16 protein-coding genes are annotated in these 20996 nt (G+C 69.9%); 5 read left to right on the top strand and 11 right to left on the bottom strand.

Translation table 11 applies throughout. From position 1 onward, the window contains the following. Positions 1 to 47: 47 nt before the first annotated feature. From D187_RS01560 to D187_RS01550, 3 genes are all read right to left on the bottom strand, one after another. A complete protein-coding gene (locus tag D187_RS01560; protein WP_043427722.1) occupies positions 48 to 731 on the bottom strand; it encodes a TetR/AcrR family transcriptional regulator in 684 nt (227 codons plus the stop codon). Between the two features lie 103 nt (positions 732 to 834). Further along, entirely contained in the window at positions 835 to 1947 is a 1113-nt protein-coding gene (locus D187_RS01555) for a coiled-coil domain-containing protein (RefSeq protein WP_002622174.1), read from the bottom strand. A 194-nt stretch (positions 1948 to 2141) separates the two neighbouring features. Beyond that, on the bottom strand, positions 2142 to 3551 hold the full coding sequence (locus D187_RS01550; protein WP_002622173.1) for a sigma-54-dependent transcriptional regulator: 1410 nt from the start codon (positions 3549 to 3551) through the stop codon (positions 2142 to 2144). Between the two features lie 58 nt (positions 3552 to 3609). Between D187_RS01550 and D187_RS01545 the strand changes: the two genes are divergently transcribed. Then, on the top strand, positions 3610 to 4182 hold the full coding sequence (locus D187_RS01545) for an NUDIX hydrolase (protein ID WP_002622172.1): 573 nt from the start codon (positions 3610 to 3612) through the stop codon (positions 4180 to 4182). Positions 4183 to 4221: 39 nt separating this feature from the next. On the opposite strand, the gene D187_RS49290 is transcribed toward D187_RS01545, so the two are convergent. The 5 genes from D187_RS49290 to D187_RS01520 all read right to left on the bottom strand — a co-directional run bounded on the left by D187_RS49290 (position 4222) and on the right by D187_RS01520 (position 11126). Then, positions 4222 to 6678, bottom strand: coding sequence for a PAS domain-containing protein (locus D187_RS49290; RefSeq protein ID WP_020917719.1), 2457 nt, complete (start codon positions 6676 to 6678; stop codon positions 4222 to 4224). Continuing rightward, positions 6675 to 7094 (bottom strand): response regulator, encoded by a 420-nt coding sequence (locus tag D187_RS01535; RefSeq protein ID WP_002622169.1) that lies wholly within the window; start codon positions 7092 to 7094, stop codon positions 6675 to 6677. Before D187_RS01535 ends, D187_RS49290 begins: the two co-directional genes overlap by 4 nt. After that, positions 7094 to 9208: a PAS domain-containing sensor histidine kinase gene (locus D187_RS01530; protein WP_002622167.1), complete on the bottom strand. Its 2115-nt coding sequence runs from the start codon at positions 9206 to 9208 to the stop codon at positions 7094 to 7096. Before D187_RS01530 ends, D187_RS01535 begins: the two co-directional genes overlap by 1 nt. Positions 9209 to 9416: 208 nt before the next feature. Continuing rightward, positions 9417 to 10889, bottom strand: a complete 1473-nt coding sequence (locus D187_RS01525) for a sensor histidine kinase (protein WP_002622161.1) — start codon at positions 10887 to 10889, stop codon at positions 9417 to 9419. 30 nt (positions 10890 to 10919) lie between these two features. After that, the gene (locus tag D187_RS01520) at positions 10920 to 11126 is read right to left on the bottom strand and encodes an imm11 family protein (protein WP_002622160.1); all 207 of its coding nucleotides are present in this window, start codon (positions 11124 to 11126) and stop codon (positions 10920 to 10922) included. Positions 11127 to 11148: 22 nt separating this feature from the next. Here D187_RS01520 and D187_RS01515 point away from each other — a divergent pair, with 22 nt between their 5' ends. Further along, positions 11149 to 11334 (top strand): DUF1993 family protein, encoded by a 186-nt coding sequence (locus tag D187_RS01515; protein ID WP_002622158.1) that lies wholly within the window; start codon positions 11149 to 11151, stop codon positions 11332 to 11334. A gap of 52 nt (positions 11335 to 11386) precedes the next feature. Here the strand turns inward: D187_RS01515 and D187_RS01510 are convergent, their stop codons facing one another. From D187_RS01510 to D187_RS01500, 3 genes are all read right to left on the bottom strand, one after another. Further along, on the bottom strand, positions 11387 to 12328 hold the full coding sequence (locus D187_RS01510) for a type VI immunity family protein (protein WP_002622157.1): 942 nt from the start codon (positions 12326 to 12328) through the stop codon (positions 11387 to 11389). After that, positions 12325 to 13278: a hypothetical protein gene (locus D187_RS01505; protein WP_162159608.1), complete on the bottom strand. Its 954-nt coding sequence runs from the start codon at positions 13276 to 13278 to the stop codon at positions 12325 to 12327. Before D187_RS01505 ends, D187_RS01510 begins: the two co-directional genes overlap by 4 nt. 1156 nt (positions 13279 to 14434) lie before the next feature. After that, positions 14435 to 14935 carry a DUF6748 domain-containing protein gene (locus D187_RS01500; RefSeq protein ID WP_002622156.1) on the bottom strand — a complete coding sequence of 167 codons (501 nt, stop codon included), beginning with the start codon at positions 14933 to 14935 and terminating at the stop codon, positions 14435 to 14437. A 271-nt stretch (positions 14936 to 15206) separates the two neighbouring features. On the opposite strand from D187_RS01500, the gene D187_RS01495 reads away from it, so the two are divergent. From D187_RS01495 to D187_RS01485, 3 genes are read left to right on the top strand one after another with little or no spacing between them, the layout of a single operon-like run. Further along, complete coding sequence (locus tag D187_RS01495) at positions 15207 to 16550, top strand: TolC family protein (protein WP_002622155.1); 1344 nt, start codon at positions 15207 to 15209, stop codon at positions 16548 to 16550. A gap of 36 nt (positions 16551 to 16586) precedes the next feature. Then, on the top strand, positions 16587 to 17756 hold the full coding sequence (locus D187_RS01490) for an efflux RND transporter periplasmic adaptor subunit (protein ID WP_002622154.1): 1170 nt from the start codon (positions 16587 to 16589) through the stop codon (positions 17754 to 17756). A gap of 21 nt (positions 17757 to 17777) precedes the next feature. After that, the gene (locus D187_RS01485; RefSeq protein ID WP_002622153.1) at positions 17778 to 20927 is read left to right on the top strand and encodes an efflux RND transporter permease subunit; all 3150 of its coding nucleotides are present in this window, start codon (positions 17778 to 17780) and stop codon (positions 20925 to 20927) included. Positions 20928 to 20996 lie beyond the last annotated feature (69 nt).

Raw genomic sequence — 20996 nt, 5'->3', positions numbered from 1 at the left:
AGTAGGGTCTTTCGATGTGGTGGGTCGTGCTGCGGGGGGGGGGGGCGTCAGCGCCGCGGTCTGGAGGTGCGCGCGATTCCGTTGAGCAGGACGTCGAAACCCCAGGTGAGGCGGTCGGTGCCGGGGCCGGACAACAGGTCGTCACCGAGCGCGGCGATGTGTGGGTGACTGGCCGCCGAGAGGGTGCGCAGCGTGGCGGCCAGGACGTTGACCTCGTCCTCTTCGTTCCCGGCCTCACCGCGGGAGCCATGCTCGACCGCCGTGCTCGTGGCATACAGCAGGAGCAGATCGACCCCCCACGCCGCCTGGGCGTCGGGCACGCCGCCCTCGGCGAGGAGGGCCAGCAGCCTCTCCAGCAATGCCAGGTAGTGCGGTCCCGAGGGACGGGAGACCATCGCGGACCGGGCGAGGCTGGGCTGCTCGAACAGCACCTGGGTGTAGGAGCGCAGCACCCCGACGAGCCGGGTTCGCCAGTCGCCCTTCCCACCGCCGAGGTCGACGGTGCCCAGCAGCTCGTCGAGCACGCCGGCGTGTAGCTCGGCGACGTTGCGGAAGTAGACGTAGAGCGACGCCGCGCCCGTATCCAGCTCGGTGGCCAGCCGGCGCATGGTCAGCCGCTCCAGTCCTTCCTCGCGGACCACGTCCAGGGCGGCACTCACGATGCTCTGGCGGGTGAGCGCCGGCTTGGCTGGGCGCTCACGACGGCTGGTGGGTGGTGGGGTCGAACTCATGCCCCCCCTTCTAACGAACATGTTCGTCGAAAACAAGTTCGTAACGAACATGTTCGTCAGCAGGGACATTGAATCCGAGGCCCCTGGCTCGCGGGAAGGTGAGCTAGCGCAGCTCTCGCGCGCGGCGCTCCAGCGAGTCCGCGCGCGAGTCCAGCTCTCGAGCGAGCGACTCGAGCCGCGCGGCTTCCTGCTCCAGGCCCCGGACGTCCTCCGGGAAGTCACTGGCGAGCACCTGGGCACGCACCGTGCCCACCTGCGGGCGGTTGTCGATGGCCTGGGGGACCGGGGGCGTCCCGTTGTTGTAGTTGTAGGGGTCGCCCGTGCCGGGGCCGCTCGGAGGCCCGGATGGCGGGGCCGGGTCCACGGGGTCGTTCGTGCCGCTCCCTGGCGACATCGGAGGCGAGACTCCCCCCGACCCAATTCCCCCGGCGGGGGCTTCGTCCCTCGCCACGAGCGCTGGGAGCCCGGTGCGCGGGGTGGCGCTCACCGAGACGTTCCTCGTGGTGGAGTCGATGCTCAGGCGCAGGCGCCGGTCCTGCTCGTCGAACATGGACTCCTCGCCGAGGAAGTCGCTCATGCGCCGCTCCAGCTCCCGCTCCTCGCGCACCTCGGTGAGGCGGGCCCGCAGCGCCTGGAGCCGCTGTTTCACCTTGTCCTCGGTGTCGCGCAGCGCGTCCGCCTGCTCCAGCAGATCCTCGGTGTCATCGCTCGTGGCCGCCTCGGGCAGCGTCGGCACCTGGGAGGGGGGCAGCGCGGTGCGCACCGCATCGCGCTCGGCGCGCAGGGTGCGCATGCGCTCGAGCAGTCCGGCCCGCGCCCGCCGATCGCTCGTGGCGTCCCAGGCCGCGCGCACCCGGTCGAGCTCCGCGGAGAGCGCCGTGTGCAACGCCAGGTGGCGCCGCTCCGCCTCGGACTCGGCCCCGGCGAGTGACTGGGCCAGCCCCGTGAGCTGTCCGGACAGCTCCTGCGAGCGTTGCAGCGCCTGCTCCAGCTCCGAGCCCGCCACCAGCCGGCCCTTCTGCCCGGCCTTGAGCTGCTCGATGCGTCCGGCCAGGGTGTTCAACTCCGCGCGCAGCACCTGCTGTTGCTCGCGCAACTCGCGCACCCGGGCGCGCGCTTCCTGGGCCTGCGTCCGCGGCGCGTCCAGACCAGAGGCCGCCCACACGGGGCCTCCCGGCACGAGACACAGCCACAGGGCGAGCAGGACGCGCTTCATCACCCGATTCCTATCAGCAAGACGGATGCCAGGGCCACTACACGGCGAGGCGAGCCGTTTCCCATGCAACCCGCGTGGTTCCAGGGGGTTCGGCCAGGGGGGACGGGCGGGGCCGGGGCACCGTCCCGTGGAAATCCGCCAGGGGAGGCCGGGGGCAGTGGATTTTCGAGGGGAGGGGTCCACGGCGCCCCGCGTCAGGAGTCCTCGGGAGGGTCGCCCTTGGAGATGAAGCCGTACTTCTCCAGCTTGTAGTAGAGCGCGGACGTCTTGATGCCGAGCAGACGGGCCGTCTCCGTCTTCACGCCGCCGGCCTTCTCGTAGGCGCGGGAGATGAGCTGGCGCTCCAGGTCCTCGAGGATGTCGGGCAGGGGCCGGTCGCCGGTGGGCACGGGCAGGCCGGCGTCGGAGCGCGGGGGAAGCTGGGAGAGGTGCGCCGGCAGGTCCGTGGCGGCGAGCGTCTCCCCCTCGGCGAAGACGAGCGACTGCTCGATGACGTTCTCCAACTCGCGCACGTTGCCCGGCCAGGCATAGCGGGTGAGCGCGCGCAGGGCGCTGTCCTCCAGGCCCCTCACGCGCTTGTTCACCCGCGTCCCATGCCGGGTCACGAAGTGCCGCGCCAGCATGGGGATGTCCTCGGGCCGCTCGCGCAGCGGCGGCAGCATCAGCGGGACGATGTGCAGCCGGTAGTAGAGATCCTCGCGGAAGCGGCCCGCCTTCACCTCGGCCTGGAGGTCGCGGTGGGTGGCGCTCACCACGCGCACGTCCACCTTGAGCGTCTCCTCGCCGCCCACGCGCTGGATTTCCTTCTCCTGCAGCACGCGCAGGAGCTTCGTCTGCACGGAGGCGGGGATTTCTCCAATCTCGTCGAGGAAGAGCGTGCCACCGTCGGCGAGCTCGAAACGGCCGAGCTTGCGCTTGACGGCGCCGGTGAAGGCCCCGCGCTCGTGACCGAACAGCTCGCTCTCCAGGAGCGTCTCGGCCAGGGCCGCGCAGTGCACGACGACGAAGGGCCCGTCCTTGCGGGGGGAGTACTGGTGGAGCATGCGCGCCACGAGCTCCTTGCCGGTGCCGGACTCGCCGCGCACGAGCACGGTGGCGTCGGTGGCGGCCGCCTTGCGCACCTGCGCGACGAGCCGCTGCATGGGCTCGCTGTCTCCCACGAGCAGCCCACCGCTGGCGCGCGCGGCGTCGGACTCCAGCGCCTCGGTGCGGGCCGACAGCTTCTCCACCTGGCGGCGGGTGGCCGACAGCTCCAGGCCCTTGTCCACCTTGGCGCGCAGCACGTCCGGGGTGAAGGGCTTGGTGATGAAGTCGTAGGCGCCCTGCTGCATGGCCTGCACGGCCGTCTCGATGGTGCCGAAGGCGGTGACGACCATGACGACGGCGGCCGCGTCGTGGGCCTTGAGGGTGCGCGTGACGGCGATGCCGTCCATGCCATCCATCTTCAAGTCCGTGACGACGAGATCGAACGGCGTCTTCTTGTAGGCGGCGACGCCATCCGTGCCCGAGCGCGCGGCGGTCACCACGTGGCCGGAGCGGGTGAGGGTGACCGCCATGCCCTCTCGGAGGGTGTCGTGGTCGTCGATGACGAGGATTCGGGCCATGGGGGCGAACCTATATCGTTCTGGCACTCGGGATCGAAGCGGGCACAATGCGCGCCCCATGACCGCCTCCCTGGACTCCTTGCGCGCCCTGTTGTCCCACCACGTTCCCGCGGACGCGCGGGAGCGCGAGGACCTGGAGCGCATGCGCCGCTTCGCCGAGGAGCTGGAGCAGCCCTTCTCCCGCGTCCAGCCGCGAGCGCACTTCACCGGGAGCGCGGTGGTGGTGGACCCGGCGGGAGCGCGGGTGGTGCTGCTGCTGCACGGCAAGCTCAAGCGCTGGCTGCAACCCGGCGGACACGCGGAGGAGGCGGACGCGGGCCGCATGGAGGACTCGGCGCTGCGCGAGGCGCGGGAGGAGACGGGTTGCCGCGTGGTGCTCCATCCGCGCGCTCCCCGCCCCCTGGACGTGGACGTGCACACCATTCCCGCGCGCAAGGATGAAGCGGAGCACCAGCACCTGGACGTGCGCTACCTCGTGGTGGCGGAGAATCCGGAGGCGCTGGTGCATGATCCCAACGAGTCCACGGGCGCGCAGTGGCTGACGTGGGACGAGGCCCTCGCGCGGGTGGGCGAGGACGCGCCGCTGCGGCGCCTGCTGGAGAAGGCCCGGGCGGTGGCGCGCCCGGAGTGAGCCACCCGGGCCGAGGCACCGTCCGGGGGGGGAAGATGCTCAACCGCTGAAGGGGCGGCTCGCCACTCCCGGTAGGGGCGGAGGTGTCTGGGGGCCGCGTGGCAGCCGCACGGCGAAGCGCGTGCCCTCGCCCTCGCGCGACGTCACCTGGATGCGGCCTCCATGGGCCAGCACCAGTTGCCGGGTGATGTAGAGGCCGAGCCCCACGCTGCCCGCGCCACTGCCCGCGTGACGCCCCCGGCGGAAGGGCTCGAACAGCTCCGGCAGGTACGCGGGATCGATGGGCGAGCCCTCGTTGTGCACCTCGATGACGACCGTGGAGGGCTCGCCCTGGCAGCGCACGCGCACCGGGGTGTGCGCGGGGCTGTGCTGCAACGCGTTGCCCACCAGGTTGCCGAGCACCTGCGCGAGCCGGTCTCCATCCCAGTCCCCCGCGCCCTCGCCCTCCTGGCTGATCTCCACCTCGCGCTCCGGGTGGCTCGCGGCGAGCTCCTCCACCACACCGCGCGTCAGCTCGAAGAGATCCATCTGCTTGCGCTCCACGGGGATGCCGCCCCCGAGCCGCGCCTGGCTGAAGTCCAGCAGGTCTCGGATGAGGCGGGTGGAGCGGTCCGTGGCGGTGATGATGCGCGTGAGGCTCTTGCTCTGCCGCTCGTCCAGCCCCTCGCGCGCGAGCAGGGTGGAGGCGGAGATGCGGATGACGCTCAGGGGGTTGCGCAAGTCGTGGCTGACGATGCCGAGGATCTGCCGCTCGAACTCGGCGAGCTGACGCGCCTCGGCCTCCTGCTGCTTCTGCACGGTGATGTCCACGCAGGCGCCCGTCATGTAGAGCGGCCGCCCGCCCGCGTCCACGAACGTCTTGCCCTTGCAGTTGAGCCAGTGCAGGCGCTCGTCCGGCCACACCACGCGGAAGTCCATGTCGAAGTCCGCGCCCTCGCGCGCGCACGCCTCGGTGCGCCGCCGCGCCTCGTCGCGCTCCTCGGGGTGCAACAGCGACAGGAAGTCCTCGATGCTCTGCACCGTGCGCCCCGGCGGCAGCCCGAAGAGCTGATCCAGGTTCTCGTCCCACTCCAGGGCCCCGGTGCGCAAGTCCCACCGGAAGGTGCCGGTGCTGCTCGCCCACAGGGCCGCGCGCAGCCGCTCGTCGCGCTCCTGGAGCGTGGCCTCCATGCGCTCGCGCTCGGCGAGCACGTGGCGCAACTGCGTCTCACTGGCCTCGGCGGCGGCGCGTGCCTGCTGCGCGGCCTCGTAGAGGCGGGCGCGCTCGAGCGCCTGGGCCCCCTGCCGCGCCAGGGCGAGGAAGAACTCCTGCTCGTCCTGGGGCAGCACGCGCCGGCGCGTGAAGTCCACCACCAGGGCGCCCATGACGCCGCGGCTGCCGCGCAGGGGGATGACCGCCGAGGCCTCGAAGGGCAGCCCCTGCCGGGCGAGCAGTGGATAGCGCCGGTCCCGCTCCTCGCGCGTGGCGTAGGTGACGAGCCGGTCCTGGCGCACCGCCTCGGCCACCGGCACGGCGGTGTCGAGCGTGAGGCGCTCCAGGCCCCGGGCCAGCTCGCGGGCATGGGGCGAGGGGCCCACGACCTCGAGGGATTGGTTGTCCTCGGACACGAGCCACACCGCGCCCGCCTGGGCGTCCATCGCCACGAGTCCCTGGGTGACGATGACGTCGAGCACCTGGCGCGGGGCGAGCGCCTCGGAGAGGGCGGCGGTGACGGCCTGGAGCCGGGAGATGCGCTCCTGGGCCCGCCGCTGGCCGTCGATGTTCGCGTTGGTGCCGAACCAGCGCAGCACCCGTCCCCGGGAGTCGCGCATGGGGTGGGCCCGGATGAGGTGCCAGTGGTCGCCGCCCTCGGGGCCGCGCAGGCGGCTCTCCACCTCGAAGGGCTCGCCCGTGTTCAGGCTGCGCTGCCACAGCTCGCGCAGGCGCGGCAGATCCTCCGGGTGCACCGCCTCCATCCACCGCGAGGGGTTGGCCTCGGGCACCGCCATGGTCTCGAGGCCCCGGTGGCTGAGGTAGTCCATGTGCCCATCCGGGCGGCTCGTCCAGATGGTGTGGGGCAGCACCTCGGCGAGCGTGCGGTACTGTTGCTGGGCCTCGTGCAGCCGCAGCGCCTGGCGCAACAGGTGCGAGAGCCGCTCGGCGGTGAGCGCCGACTTGCCGAGGTAGTCGGTGGCGCCCGCCTTCATCAGCTCCACGGCCGTCTGCTCGTCCCCCTGGCCGGTGAGCATGATGATGGGGGTTTCCACCAGCGCGGCGCGCGCCTTGCGCAGCACCTGCAGCCCGTCCTGGCCGGGCATCTGGAAGTCGAGCAGGGCACAGTCGAAGGATTGTTGCAGCAGCGCCGCGAGCGCGGACGCACCGTCGGCCACCTCGACGAGCTGCGCGCTCAGCCCCGCCTTGAGCAGGGCGCGCCGCACCGCGAGCCGGTCCACCTCGTCGTCATCCGCCACCAGCAGGCGCAGCCGTTGATCCTCCATGTGCCCCTCGGCTCTCACGGCAACTCCACTCGTGCCCAGTATGCGTTGAGCGCGGTCATCAACTCCACGAAAGCCGGTGAGGTGACGGGCTTGAGGAGATAGCCGGCGACATGGTGGGCGTAGCTTTGCACCCGGTCCCGGTCATCGTTGGATGTGGTGAGCACCACCACAGGGGTGCTGGACAGGTCGGGATCCGCGCGGATGGCGCGCAGGAACTCCAGGCCATTCATGCGCGGCATGTTGAGGTCCAGCAGGATGAGCCGGTTGGTCGACGGCACCCGGCCCTCGTGCAGCATGTCCAGCGCCTGCTTGCCGTCGCTCGCGACGTAGAGGGCGCTCTGGATGTTGCTCTTCTTGAAGGCACGCTGGACGTTCATCACGTCCACCGAGTCGTCGTCCACCAGGAGGATGTTGAGCATCTTCAGGGGAACCATCACCTTCCCTCATCCGGCATGTGGCCGGGCCAGGTGAAGAGGAAGGTGGCACCCCGCCCCGGCGTGGAGCGCAGCCAGGCGCGCCCGCCGCGCGCCTCCACGCTCTTCTTCACCACCGACAGCCCGATGCCCGTGTTCTCCATCTCATCCCTCGCCCGGAGCGTCTGGAAGAGGCCCCAGATGCGCTCATGGTACTCCGGTGCGATTCCCGGCCCGTTGTCTTCCACGGAGAACTCCCAGAAGCCGTCCGCCGGGCGCACGCCCACGCGGATGCGCGGCTCGGCCCCCTGCGCGTGCTTGAGGGCGTTGCTCAGCAGGTTGAGGAACACCTGCTGCAGGGGCACGCGCTCGGTGCGCATCGTGGGCATGTCCGGCGCCACTTCTATCTGCGTGCTCTCGGGTGGCGCGAGCAGCTCCACGCACTCCGTGATGAGCCGCCCCACGTCCACCCGCTCCGGCCGGCCGCGCATCCGGCCCGCGCGGCTGTAGTCGAGGATGCCGTTGATGAGCGCCTCCATGCGCTGCACGCGCCCGCGCAACAGCCGCATCTGCTCGCGCGTCTCCGCGGTCATCACTTCCTGCAGGTCATCCTCTATCCACTGCGACAGGTTGGCGATGCCGCGCAGGGGCGCCTTCAGGTCATGGCTGGCCACGTAGGCGAATTGATCCAGATCCTGGTTGCTGCGCTCCAGCGCGGCGATGAGGCGCTCGCGCTCGGCCTCGGCGCGCTTGCGCTCGGTGATGTCGAGCACCACGGTGGCCACGCCCAGCGTGCTGCCCTCCGCCGAGCGCACGGGCGCGTAGCGCGCCAGCCACGCCCGCTCCTCGCCATTGGGCAGCCGCGTGGTGGACTCCACCGTCTGCGTCTCTCCCGTCTCGAGCGCCTTGACGAGCGACTTGACCACGAGCGTCGCCCCGGGGCCCTGCGTGGAGATGGCATCGGAGAAGGCCGGGTCGTCCGTGGACAGGCGGTTGATGTCGCGCAGGGTGCGGTTGACGCGCACGAAGCACAGCATCCGATCGAACAGCGCGATGCCGGCGGGGGCGGCGTCGAGCAGCGTGTCGAGCATCGCCCGGGCCTGCTCGGCGAGGTAGCGCTCGTGCTGGGCGCGGCTCACGGCCTCCTGGCTCTCGCGGTACAGGCGCGCGTTGTCCAGCGCGAGCGCGGCCCGGCGCGCGAACTCCTCGGCCAGGGGCAGGTCCGCGGCGGAGAAGTTCCGGGTGCCACTGGCTTGCGCGAGGGTGATGGCGCCCAGCGTCCGCCCATGCACCACCAGGGGAACGATGATGGAGGAGCGCAGGCCGAGCTCGCCCAGCAGGCGCAGCTCGTCCGGAGTGCGCACCAGGCTGGCGAGCAGCTCGTCGGAGACCAGCTCCAGCAGCTCCGACTCGCCGGTGCGGATGACCTGGCCCACCCCCCGCGAGGCGCTCTGGAGGTCCGCCGGCACCTTGCGCGCCAGCTCCCATGCCAGGGTCTCCTTGGCCGGGTCGATGTGGGTCACCGCCGCGCGCTCCACACTCTCGTCCACTCCCACCAGGTCCACCGTGCACCAGTCCGCCAGCCGAGGCACCGCCAGGCGGGTGAAGTTGCGCAGTGTCTCCTCCGGGTCCAGCGTGAGCGCCAGCAGGGAACTCGCCTCGGCCAGGAAGCTGTGGACGTCCGAGGTGCGCTTCTGGTCGTCGATGTCGGTACAGGTGCCGAACCAGCGGATGACGCGACCCTGGGGGTCCTGCACGGGGATGGCGCGGGCGAGGAACCAGCGCCAGACCCCGTCCAGACGGCGGCAGCGCGACTCCGCCTCGAAGGGCTCGCCCGTGGTGAGGCTGTGGCGCCAGCGCTGCTCGTACTCCAGCAGATCATCGGGGTGGAAGGCGCGCATCCAGGCGTCACCCCGGGACTCCTCGGCGGACATGCCCGTGTACTGGAACCAGCGCCGGTTGAGGTAGTCCTGGACCCCATCGGCCCGGGCCGTCCAGACGATCTGCGGCAGGGCCTCGGCGAGCAGCCGGAACTGTTCCCGCTCGGTGTCCAGCCGCTGCTCGTGACCCCCGCCCCCGAAGAGCGCGTGCAGGGCGCCGGGCGAGGAGAGATCGTTATCCGATGGCAAGGACACGAGGAGGAGGCCTCCGCTGAGTTGAGGAGATGGTTTTCACCGAGCAGCCATCCACCTATTGCCTGTCCGGGCCCCCTTGGATCTCCCTTATAACCTGTGGTGGGGGGGGTGGTCGCCGCGTGGGACAGGCTGTCGTCCGCGCAACAGGTCCTTTCCCTACTTCATTTCCTCTCTGGAGGGCAGGGCGGGCAGGTGCTGGCCCGCCGGGTCAATGAGGAGGCGGTGGAGCGGCCCGGGGAAGGGTGAGTTCGAAACAAGTCACCCCCGGAGTGGGGACCAGGCGCAGGTCGCCGCCGTGTGCCCGGGCGATCTTACGCGACAGGGGCAGGCCCAGGCCCGTGCCTTTCTGCCGGGTGGTGAAGAAGGGCTCGAAGATGCGCTCGCGTTCGGCCTCGGGCACGCCCGCGCCGGGGTCCTCGACGCGGATGGTGTAGTGGGGGCCCTCGCCGCGGCCCGTCACCCGCACGAGGCCGCCGGGAGGGGTGGCCTGCACGGCGTTCTTCACCAGGTTCACCACCGCGGCCGTCAACAGGCTGCCGTCGGCTTCCAGCACGGCCTCCTCCGCGTCCACGCGTACCTCCACCTGCCGCGCCACCGCGTCCGAGGTGAGCAGGCCCCGCGCCTCCCAGAGCAGCTCCGAGGCCGCCACGCTCGCGCGCGACAGCGGCTGCTCGCGGGCGAAGGCGAGGAAGTCCTCGACGATGCGCTGCAGGTAGTCCACCTCGTGCTGGATGCGCGCCACGTGCCCGGCGGCCTCCTGGGTGGCGCCCGCCTTCAGGTCCTCGGAGAGCAGGCCCGAGAAGAGCGAGATGCCACCCAGGGGGTTGCGCACCTCGTGGGCCACGCCCGCGAGCATCAACTTGAGCTGCCGGTCTCGGCCCTCGAGCGCCCCGCGCATCACCTCCAGCTCGCGTGCCAGCACGCCGATCTCCCGGGTGGGCTCGGGGGGAACGGGGGTGGTCAGGTCGCCCCGGCCGATGCGCAGCGCCGAGTCCATGAGCCGGCTCAAGGGCCGGGCGAGCCCGCGCGCGGTGAAGAGCGCCACGAGCGCGAGCACCCCGAGCGCGCCGGCGCTCGCCGCCGCGAAGCCCCGGGACAGACGCGCGAGCGGGCCGAAGAAGGCGGCGCTGCCCTCCACCGCCACGGCGCCCACCACCTCGCCCTCGCGGCGCACGGGCGCGTAGCCCGTCTTGTAGAGCAGGCCGTCGGAGCCCTGGAAGAGCACCTGGCTCGCGGCGCGCTCGCCGGAGAAGACGCGGGAGAGCTCGAGCCGGTCGCGGGCGAGCTCGGGGACCTCGGTGCCGACGGGGAGGCCGCCGCCCACGTCGGCGCGCACCTGGCCGCGGGTGTCCACGACGTACACGCGGCGCACGCCGCTGGCGGCGCGCACGTCGGTGAGCAGGCGCACGAGGTTGCGCCACGTGCGCGTGCCGGTGGTGTCGTCCCCCGGCTCGATGGTGAGCATGCGCTCGCCGCTCACCTGGGTGGCGGTGGCCGCGGCGATGGCGGTGAGGCTCGTGCCCAGCTCGTCCTCGAGGATGCCGCGGGCGAGCGCGTAGACGGCCGTGCCGGTGAGGGCGAGGAAGAGCAGGGTGGGCAGGAGGAAGGCCACGAGCAGGCGCGCCGAGAGCGAGCCGAGCGCGTCCGACAGCCGGGTGGTGAGCGGGGTCCAGGAGGCCATGGCGGACCCTCACTCTACTCACGGTGGGGCTCAGACCTCGATGAAGCGGATACCGCCCAGCTGCTCGTCTTCCAGCGCCTGCTTGAGCCGCTCGGAGACGAGCAGGACGGAACTCCAACCCCTGGGCCGGAAGATGTCCGAATCACCCGCCTGGGATGGGTCGATGCGCAGTCCCCTGACGAGGCGGTAGTCACCTACCCTGTCGGGTGCTCCATCCTCGGGTCTCCAGTATTCCACCCGTTCGCACCGGGCATCGTCGATGCATCAGGAGGCGCTCGGCTATCTGGAGACCCTCTCTCCGGAGGAGATCGACGCCGCGCCAGAGCGGCCCGTCTCGGTGGCCAGGCCAGGAGAGGCTCGTGTCTTCGAGAATCCCCGGGCCTTCGTCCTCCAGTGTGTTCTGCCGAATCTCTATTTCCACGTGACCGTGGTGTACGCCTTCTGAGATCGGCGGGAGTCACCCTCGGGAAGCAGGACTTCGAGGGCGCCCCGGTTTATCAGGTCGTGAATCGGCGTTCCCAATGACGCAGTTGCTCCAGGGAGAAGCTGAACCAGTCCGGTTTCTCCTGATGCAGAAAGGGTTCCAGCACCCGGGCCAGGGCCCGATACGGATGTAACTCGCCCTTCTGTTCCACTTCCCCTGTCGTTGGTTCTGTCCCGAGCGCCACCAACACCTTTCCTTCCCCGAGTTCTTCGACGGAGACCTGGGGTGAATCGAGTCGCTGGCGAAGACCTTCCGCCCCTCCGAGTTGTCCGAGCAGCGGCTGTCCGTAGAAGTTCAACCAGTACGCCCCTCGAACCCGTGTGCCGAGTTCCATGGACGCGTCGCTCAGGTCATGCACATCCAGCCCCGGGTAGCGGAAGCAATGCTCGTGTACCGCGTGGACGACATCTCGGAACCTGAAAAGGTAGTTGAAGGCGAGACTGACATAGCCTGAGTTGATGGGAAGCTCGCGAGCCATTGCCACGGCCATGTCCCTGACGCGCGAGGGGCCCTTCTCCTCCAGGTACTCCGTGGGCAACCAGAAGGACAGCGCGCTAACGGTTTGTGACCGAGCAGGGCGTTCGAGGGTGGTGCGTTGTCTGCCGTAGTACTCGACATGGAATCCCCCCACTTGGCTTTTATGCTCTTCCAGTTGGAGGAGGCAACTGATGGGATCACGCAATTTTTCTCGAACTCTTGCCCACTGCCCGCTGTCCAGTGGTCGCATGACCGTCTCGACGCCCTCTTCATCGGGGTCGTCGTCACTCTCTGGCTCCAGGGACCAGCCTAGCTTCTCGGGTCCTACCGCATCGAGGTAGATGTCCAGGGCGCGCATGACGGCTTGTGATATTTCATTGTGCGGACGACGCATGAAAAAGCAGAGGATCAGCCCCTCACGTAGATCCAACTGGCCATGATCGTCGTATTGTCTGATCCTCGGGTATTGCTCGATCATCGAATGACGCCCTTTCTACCGGGCGCGACGCGCCCAGGCTGTACACCGAACGCATTCTCGTATATTCGCCCTTGTGTTTTGTCTCGGTAAGGGCCTTGTTCGTAGATGCGCCATGTGGGAGGTTTGTCGTCCCCGCAGGGAAACTTGAAGTCGTAGACAAGCCGGGCTTGTGTTGGATCTCCTGAGTGGATGACGACATCCGGCTTCAACGTGCCCCTGAGTTCGTGTTTCCGTCCCTGCCGTATCAAGCGTTGTTCTTCTTCTGTGCTCACGCGCCTGAGTTTCTTCGTCGACGGATTGTACTGGTAACGCTGCTCGATGCTGAATTGCCCCTCGATAAGTCTGCTGAGCTTCTCTTCGACACAGCTGGATGCTTCTTGGTGCTTCTCATTGCCCAACTGCATGGCGCGGGTCACCCGTTTCCCGTTGGCGTCTCTTCCCACCTCTTCGTTGCATCTGACCGAGTCGAGGATTTCGCCTTTGGGTCGTCGCGAATCGATGATCCGGTCCGCCAGATCCACACACTCCTCCATCACCCTGTCCAACTCCGCCTGTAGCTTCTTGAACTGGACGGCATCGCTCATGTTGACCAGCACCGCCGCGGTCCCTGCCGCCGCGGCGGTCGCGACGGTCGCGACGGCGATCATTGGACCCTTGCCGCTGGAGGTCTTGACCTGTTGAGGGGTGGAGGAACTCCGGAAGGCCGTGCCTCCCTCTCCCTCGATCCCGTCGCATGCTTCAGGTTTCTTGGGGTTGTTCTTCACGCAGCAGCTATGGGTCGTATCCGCGGGCGTGCAATTGGCGTCCGCGTAACAACCGCTGGTGCCCATGCTGGCGAGCAGGATGACCAGGAATGCCGCCCGTGCTTCGCTCTTTCTGGTGGGGTGGGCTCGAGAAACCACAGAGTGGGTGCTGGTCCGAACCTTGGGATCGTTGTGCCCTGTGGCCATGTGCACATGTTACCGCTCGGTTTCTGGTCCTGGCGGGTGAAATGGTGCGCCGGGTTGACTGGAGAGGTAACATGGTCCGCGTGATGTACCAGCACGGGCGAGCACAGCCGCTAGATAGGGATGGACTGTTGGATTCGAGCGAGAGGACGCGTCGATGACGAAGTGGCGCGTCGTGCTGGGGATCTCCGCCGCATCGTTGTTGATTCTCCCACTGGTGGGAGTCCTCCTGCTCTGGCACCGGGCCCCCGCTGAGCTGTTCGTCGAGGGGTGGCACGTCGCTTCCTGGTTGCCGCCCGCGGAGGCCCGTCAACGGCCGACCCTGCTCCAGCCATGCCAGGGGGATGAGCAGTGTGATCCTCCGCTCGTGTGTTTTCACGATCCGCGCTACCAGATGCGGAGATGCACGACCAGTGGATGTGAATCCGATCGGTGGTGCGCGCCCTATGGAAACGTCTGCCGTGCCATCCCCGTGCGTGGACGGCGGATGGCCTTGCGCCAGTGTGTCTTCGTGGGCTCGCGCAAGGAGGGGGAACGATGCATTCGGGATCCTCTGCTGGCCTCGAGGGAATGGGCCTGTGGGGAGGGACTCGTTTGCGCGGGTTCCGGCTGGTGCGGCCGACGGTGTGTACCCGGTGAGGAGGGAACGTGTTCCGAGGGCTTCTTCTGCGCTCGCGGAGACCCCGAGGGGCCCGTGTGCCTGCCCACGTGTGAGGGCCGTGTGTGCGCCGAGGACCAGGAGTGCGTTCGCCTGGAGGGCGGCGTGTCGGCGTGCCTCGTGGTTCTGGGACGCTCATGCCTCAGCGACCTGTCTTGTCCCGACGGTAAGGTTTGCGAGACGGAGCCCTTCCTCACCCTGGTGGGGCGAGCCCAGGGCCGGTGCGTCCAGCCTTGTGGACACGAGGGCGACGCGAGCTGTCCGGAAGACTCCGCGTGCGTCCAGGGCCGGTGCCGCCGACGCTGCTCCTTGTCAGGCCCCTCCTCGTGTGTGAACTCGTTCTGCGTGAGCACCGATGACGCGGGCAACGGTGTCTGCATGTTCTCGCCGGAGCAATGGGACATGGACACCGAGCCAACCCCAGAGGGGGGGTGACCCGGTGCACGAGACCTCCGTGCCCGTGTACCGAGGGCCGGAGGTCGTGCACCGCGAAGCCAGTGACTACTTGCTGTCGAGGACCCGGCTGATGCGCAGGATCTTGGCGTGGCCAGCGGGGCCGACGCTCGCGCCGATGCCCAGGATGGCCTCCACCTTGATTCCGGGAGCCGTGTGGGTCGCCTCCATCAGGCTGTCAACCTTCTCCTGGCTGAGGCCCAACGCGTTGAGATCCAACTCGGTGACCTGAAGCCCGTCCTCGTCGGGCTTGTCCACCCGCGTGGCGATGAAGGCCGGGCAGGGCGGGGCGATGCAGCGGATGCCGCTGTCCCGGACGTAATAGGTGGCGCTCTGCTGGGTGGCGGCGGTCTCCGCCGCATTGCTCCCGGCCGGCGGGGTGTCGGCGGGCGGCGGGGTGGGCGTCTCGGTGGCGGGCTTGTCGGTCTGCGCGGGCGGCGTCCCACCAGACTCGGAGGGCTGCGAAGCCGGGGGCGGTGCATTGCGGCTGCATCCAGCGAGCAGGCCCAGGGCGAGGGTGGCGGCCAACAGCGGACGGCGTGCGGTCATGGTTCGAACTCCAGCTAGGGACGCGCGCAATTTCGTCTTCTCTCCCGGTGAATGCCACTTCTGGCGTCCCGCCCCCCGTGTCTCGGCCTGCTCGCCACCACGGCCTGGCACCGGGCGGTTCAAGAATCTTCAATGAAAGGATTTTGAAGTCTGGCCGGCACTTCAAGATCCTTGCAGTGACCGTGAGGCCCAACCTCGCGGAATCACTTGAAATGGCGCGGGCACGCGGCTTGCCCAGGGACTCCCCCGAACCCCACCGGGAGCCCCTTTCGTGCGTCGTGTTCCACCGCTGCTCGTCTCCTGCCTGTTGCTCGGGGCCACCCCCGCCCTCGCCCAGTCCGACTCCCCCACCGCCGCGCCAGCGCCCGCCGCCTCGTCCTCCCTGCCCCTGGCCTCGCTGCCCGACGAGAACGGCATGGCCGCGCTGTTGTGGGCGCGCTCGCCCGAGTTCGCCACCGCCCGTGCCCGCATCGTCGCCGCGCGCGCCGAGCTGATACGCGCGCGCCAGCTCCCCAATCCCGAGATGGATCTCTCCGTCGGAACCATCGCCGTGGGGCCCACCAACCCGCCGGGGCTGAATCGGCTGACGCAGGTGCCCAACGCGGGCGTGGGTATCTCCGAGCTCATCGAGCTGGGCAAGCGCGGCCCCCGTGGCGACGCGGCCCGGGCGGCCCTGGCCTCCACCGCGCTCGAGGTGCAATCCAGCCTGCGCGAGCGTACCTATGACGTGCTGGAGCGCGCGGCGGAGGTGGCCACCTCCGAGGTGCGTCTGGCCGAGCTGGAGCGCCTGGCCGAGGACGCCACGCGGCTGACGGAGCTGCAACGCGTCCGGGCGCAGCGAGGCGACACCGCGGGCCTGGACGTGGACCGGGCCACGCTGGAGGAGACTCAGCTCCAGGGGCAGCTCGTCGAGGAGCACAGCCGGCTGGCCGCGGCGCTGCTGGCATGCTCGCGGGCGGTGGGACTGTCCTGCTCGCCCTTCGGCGGTCGCGAGGCCGCGAGCCACTTCCTCTCCTCTCGCTTGTCGCGTCCGCTCCCGCCCTCCGAGGTGGAACAGCGGCCCGACCTGCTGTCGCTGGAGGCCCAGCGGCGTGGCGCTCAATCCTCGCTCACGCTCGCCCGGCGGCGCTGGATTCCGGACCCCACCGTGCGCGTGGGCTATCTGCGCGACCAGTTCCTCATCTCCGGCAACCAGCGCGACTCGCTGGGCGTCAGCCTCTCCTTTCCCCTGCCCGTGTTCGATCATGGCCAGGCGGACGCGCTCGCCGCGAGCGCCCAGGCCGAGGCCTCCGAGCAGGCCCGGATGCAGCTCACCGCCCAGGCCGAGCGCGACACCCAATCCCTCACCACCCAGCGCGACGCGGTGGCGGCCCGGCGCGAGCGCGTGCGCCAGCAGACGCTGCCCCTGGCCTCCGCGCTGGTGCAGCGGCTGGAGGCGGCGGTGAAGGCCGGTGGGGCCTCGCTGCAGGACCTGCTGCTCGCCCGGCGCACCTACGGCCAGCTCCTGCTGGATGCCGCCGACATCGATCTCGCCGCCTTCCGCCTCTCGCTGGACCTGGACCGTGTGCGCTCGGCCGGTCCCAAGTCGCCGCCGGAGCTCGGCGAGCACTTCTGACCCCCTTTCCACCTCTCTCCCCCTTCGGAGTCCCCCATGACCGCTTCCTCCTCCCGTCCTCCCCGCCGTCCCTTCTTGCTCGCCGCCGCCGGTCTCGGCGTGGGCGCCGCCATCTCCCTGGGCGTGGTGTTTGGCCGCCCCTCGACCGCCGAGGCCGAGCCCGCGCCCGTGCCCGGTCTCGCCATCAAGGGCGAGAGCGTGCACCTGCCCCCGGAGGGGCCGCAGTGGCAGTACATCGAGCTCGCGGTGGCCGCGGAGGCGTCCGCGCTCGCGCCGCTGCCCGCGCCCGGCCGCGTGGATCTGGACGAGCACCGTACCGCCTCCATGGGCGCGCCCCTGGCGGGCCGGGTGGATCAGGTGCGCGTGCGCATCGGTGATCGGGTGAAGGCGGGAGACCGGCTCTTCTCCGTGCGCTCGGCGGCCTTCGCGGACCTGGATCGCGAGCAGAAGAGCGCCGAGACGGAGGTGGCGGACAAGCAGCGCGTGGCGGACCGGCTGCGCGAGCTGGTGAACCTGCAGGCCGCGCCGGAGAAGGAGCTGCTGGCCGCCGAGGCCGAGCTGCGCCAGGCGAAGCTGGCCCTGGAGGCGGCTCGGGCCAAGCGCGCGAGCCTCTCGGTGTCCGCCGAGGGCGACAATCTCTTCTGGGTGACGGCGCCGCGCGCGGGCACGGTGGTGGACCTGGACGTGGTGTCCAACCAGGAGGTGACGCCGGAGCGCGACAAGCCGCTCGTGCGCGTCTCGGATCTGAGCGAGGTGCTGGTCCTCGCGGACATGCAGGAGTCAGACGCCGCGGACCTGCGCGAGGGCCAGGCGGCCATCGTCCGCACGCAGTCGGGTGGAGTGGAGCGGCGCGGCACGGTGGAGCGGGTCTCGGAGGTGGTGGATCCGCGGCGGCGCACGGTGGAGGTGCGGGTGCGGGTGGTGAACGAGGACCGGGTGCTGCGCCCCAATGCCTTCATGGAGGTGACGCCCGAGGCGCCCGCGGACGTGAAGCGCGTGCGCGTGCCGGCGGGTGCGGTGGTGACGGACGGGGGACGCTCGGTCGTCTTCGTGGCGCGGGAGGCCGGAAGGCTGGAGCGCGTGGCGGTGACGACGGGCCGCCGACGGGACGGTGAGGTCGAGCTGCGCGCTGGGTTGGAGACGGGCAGCCGCTACGTCGCCCGAGGTGCGCTGCTGTTGGAGAACACCATCGAGCTGGCGAACTAGCCGCGCACCGGAGACACATCCATGTTCGACAAAATCGTGGACTTCTCACTCAAGAACCGGGCCGCGGTCCTCTTCTTCTCGGTGCTGGTCGCCATCTGGGGCTGGGTGAGCTTCCAGGGCCTCACCGTGGAGGCCTTCCCGGACCCCACGGACACGCAGGTGCAGGTGATTACCCTCTTTCCCGGCCAGCCCTCGGAGGAGGTGGAGCGGCAGATTGGCCTGCCGCTGGAGCGCGCGCTCAATGGCACCCCGGGTCTGAACCGGCTGCGCAACCTGTCGCTCTTCGGGCTGTCCTTCGTCACCCTGACCTTCAACGACGGGGTGGACGGACTGGCGGCGCGCCAGCAGGTGCTGGAGCGGTTGCGTGAAGTGGAGCTGCCCGAGGGCATCACCCCGGAGCTGGGGCCCTACGCCACGCCCATTGGCGAGGTGTACCGCTACACGCTCAGCGGCGCGAAGGGGGACCCCATGAAGCTGCGCACCCTGCAGGACTGGGTGGTGCGCCCGATGATATTGCGTGTGAACGGCGTGGCGGACGTGGTGTCCATCGGTGGCCTGCTGCGCGAGGTGCACGTGCAGCCGGATCCGGCGCGTCTGGCCTCGTTCGGTCTGACGCTGGATGATCTGGAGAAGGCCCTCCAGAGCGGCAGCAAGAACGCCTCGGGCGGCGTGCTGGAGCGCGGTGCCGAGCAGCTCGTCATCCGCAGCCAGGGCCTCTTCTCCACCCTGGACGACATCCGCGACGTGCGCGTGGCCACGCATGACGGTACGCCCGTCTTCATCAAGGACGTGGCGGAGGTGGCGGACGGCTGGGCCCCGCGCCAGGGCGTGGTGAGCCGTGGCTCCAACCTCGACTCCGTGGAGGGCATCGTGCTGATGCGCCGCGGGGAGAATCCCTCCGAGGTGCTCGCGCGCCTGCGTGACGCGGTGGGGGAGATCAACCACCGCCTGGAGCTGGACGGGGCGAAGGTGGAGCCCTTCTATGATCGCACGGACCTGGTGAACACCACTCTCAAGACGGTGGGGCACAACCTGCTCGAGGGCGGCATCGTGGTGACGCTCGTCCTCTTCATCTTCCTGTTGGACCTGAGGGCGGCGCTGGTGGTGGGGACGTTGATTCCCCTCTCGCTGCTCAGCTCGTTCATCTACCTGAAGATGCGAGGCATGTCCGCCAACCTGTTGTCGCTGGGCGCGGTGGACTTCGGCGTCATCGTGGACGGCGGCGTGGTCATCATCGAGAGCATCCTGCTCAAGCTGGCGCTGGACCACGGGCATGGGGCGGCTCGCGAGGACGTGCCGGTGGAGGAGCGCATCCGCCAGGCCACCTCCCAGGTGGTGCGGCCCACGGTGTTCTCCATGCTCATCATCATCGCGGCCTACCTGCCCATCTTCATGTTGGAGCGGGTGGAGGGGCGCATCTTCAGCCCCATGGCCAACACGGTGGTGGCGGCGCTGGTGGGCGCGCTCGTCTTCTCGGTGACGTTGGTGCCGGTGCTCGCCTCGTTCGTCTACCGCAAGGGGGCCCGGCACAAGGAGAGCCCGGTGCTGAAGCTGGCCGAGCGCGCCTATGGCCCCACGCTGAGGTTCGCCCTGAAGCGGCCCGCGTGGGTGCTGGGCGTGGCCACGGCGGGCCTGGTGGTGGCGGGGGTGATGGTGCCGCGGCTGGGCAGCGAGTTCCTCCCCGCGCTCAACGAGGGCAGCATCTACATGACCTTCAGCCTGCCCCCCAACGTCTCCCTCACCGAGGGCCGCAAGCTGGTGCCGCGCATCACCCAGCTCATCGAGCAGGCGCCGCAGGTGGAGCAGGTGCTCTCCGCCCTGGGCCGCCCCGAGGATGGCACGGACGCCAAGCTGGCCAACAACCTGGAGTTCTTCGTCAAGCTCAGGCCGCCCCACGAGTGGCCCAAGGAGACGCCCACGCTCGACGAAGTGATGGACGCGCTCAAGAAGCCCATCGACGGCATCCCCGGCCTGGAGGTGAACTTCAGCCAGCCCATCGGCGACAACGTCAACGAGAGCATCTCCGGCCAGCAGGGGCAGATCGCCGTGAAGCTCTTCGGTGACGACCTGGCGGCGCTGCAGGAACTGGCGGAGAAGGTGAAGGGCAGCATCTCCCACGTGGAGGGCGTGGCGGACCTGGGCCTGGTGAAGAGCGCGGCGGTGCTGCAGGTGCAGGTGACGCCGGACCGGGTGGCGCTCGCGCGCTACGGCATGGACATGGGCGAGTTCCAGCACGTGCTGCAGACGGCGCTCAGCGGCCAGCCGGTGAGCGAGTTCTGGGACGGGGAGCGGCGCTTCGACGTCGTCATGCGTCTGCCCTCCTCCAGCCGCGACGACGTGGAGAAGATTCGCAAGCTGCGCGTTCCGGTGGACGGCGGCGTGACGGTGCCGCTCGAGGCGCTGGCCCGGGTGGGCAGCGGTGAGGGCCGCGCGTCCATCAATCGCGAGAATGGCCGGCGCTACATCGGCATCCGCATGAACGTGCGTGGGCGCGACATGGGCTCGTTCGTGGAGGAGGCCCGCGCGAAGGTGGCCAGCGAGGTGCCCCTGCCCCAGGGGGTGGGCATCGAGTGGGGCGGCGAGTTCGAGAGCAAGGAGCGCGCGATGAACCGGCTGTTGACGGTGGTGCCGGTGGCGCTCGTGCTGACGCTGCTGCTGCTCTTCAAGGCGTTCAACTCGTTTGGCCGCGCGGTCATCACGCTGATGAACGTGCCCTTCGCGCTGATCGGAGGAGTCTTCGGCCTGTTCCTCGCGGGCATGCCGCTGTCGGTGGCGGCGGCGGTGGGCTTCATCGCGCTCATCGGCCAGGCGGCGCTCAACGGGGTGCTGGTGATGTCGGCCATCGCCGAGCGGCGCGAGGCGGGCGAGCCGCTGGAATCCGCCATCCTCAACGGCGCGACCGAGCGCCTGCGGCCGGTGCTGATGACGGCGTCGCTGGCGGCGCTGGGCCTGGTGCCGGCGTGCTTGAGCCGGGGCATCGGCTCGGAGACGCAGAAGCCGCTGGCGGTGGTGATCGTGGCGGGGACCATCTCCGCGTGCGTGCTGACGCTGGTGCTGCTGCCGGTGCTCTACCGCCTGTTCACCCAGTACACCGAGCGGCTGGTGGACAGGATTCCGGTGCGCTTCCTCGAGGTGGTGCCGTCGGCGGAGAAGATTCGCAAGGCGGGCTGAGGATGGTGCGCTCACCCGAGGCCGCCGCGCCGCTGGTCCACCCCGCCGGGACCACTCCGGTCCCGGCGG

Origin of the sequence: Cystobacter fuscus DSM 2262, from assembly GCF_000335475.2 — a bacterium.
GTDB lineage: Bacteria > Myxococcota > Myxococcia > Myxococcales > Myxococcaceae > Cystobacter > Cystobacter fuscus.
Note: the sequence above shows the minus strand (reverse complement) of the source record. Positions and strands in the feature narration are given on the sequence as shown.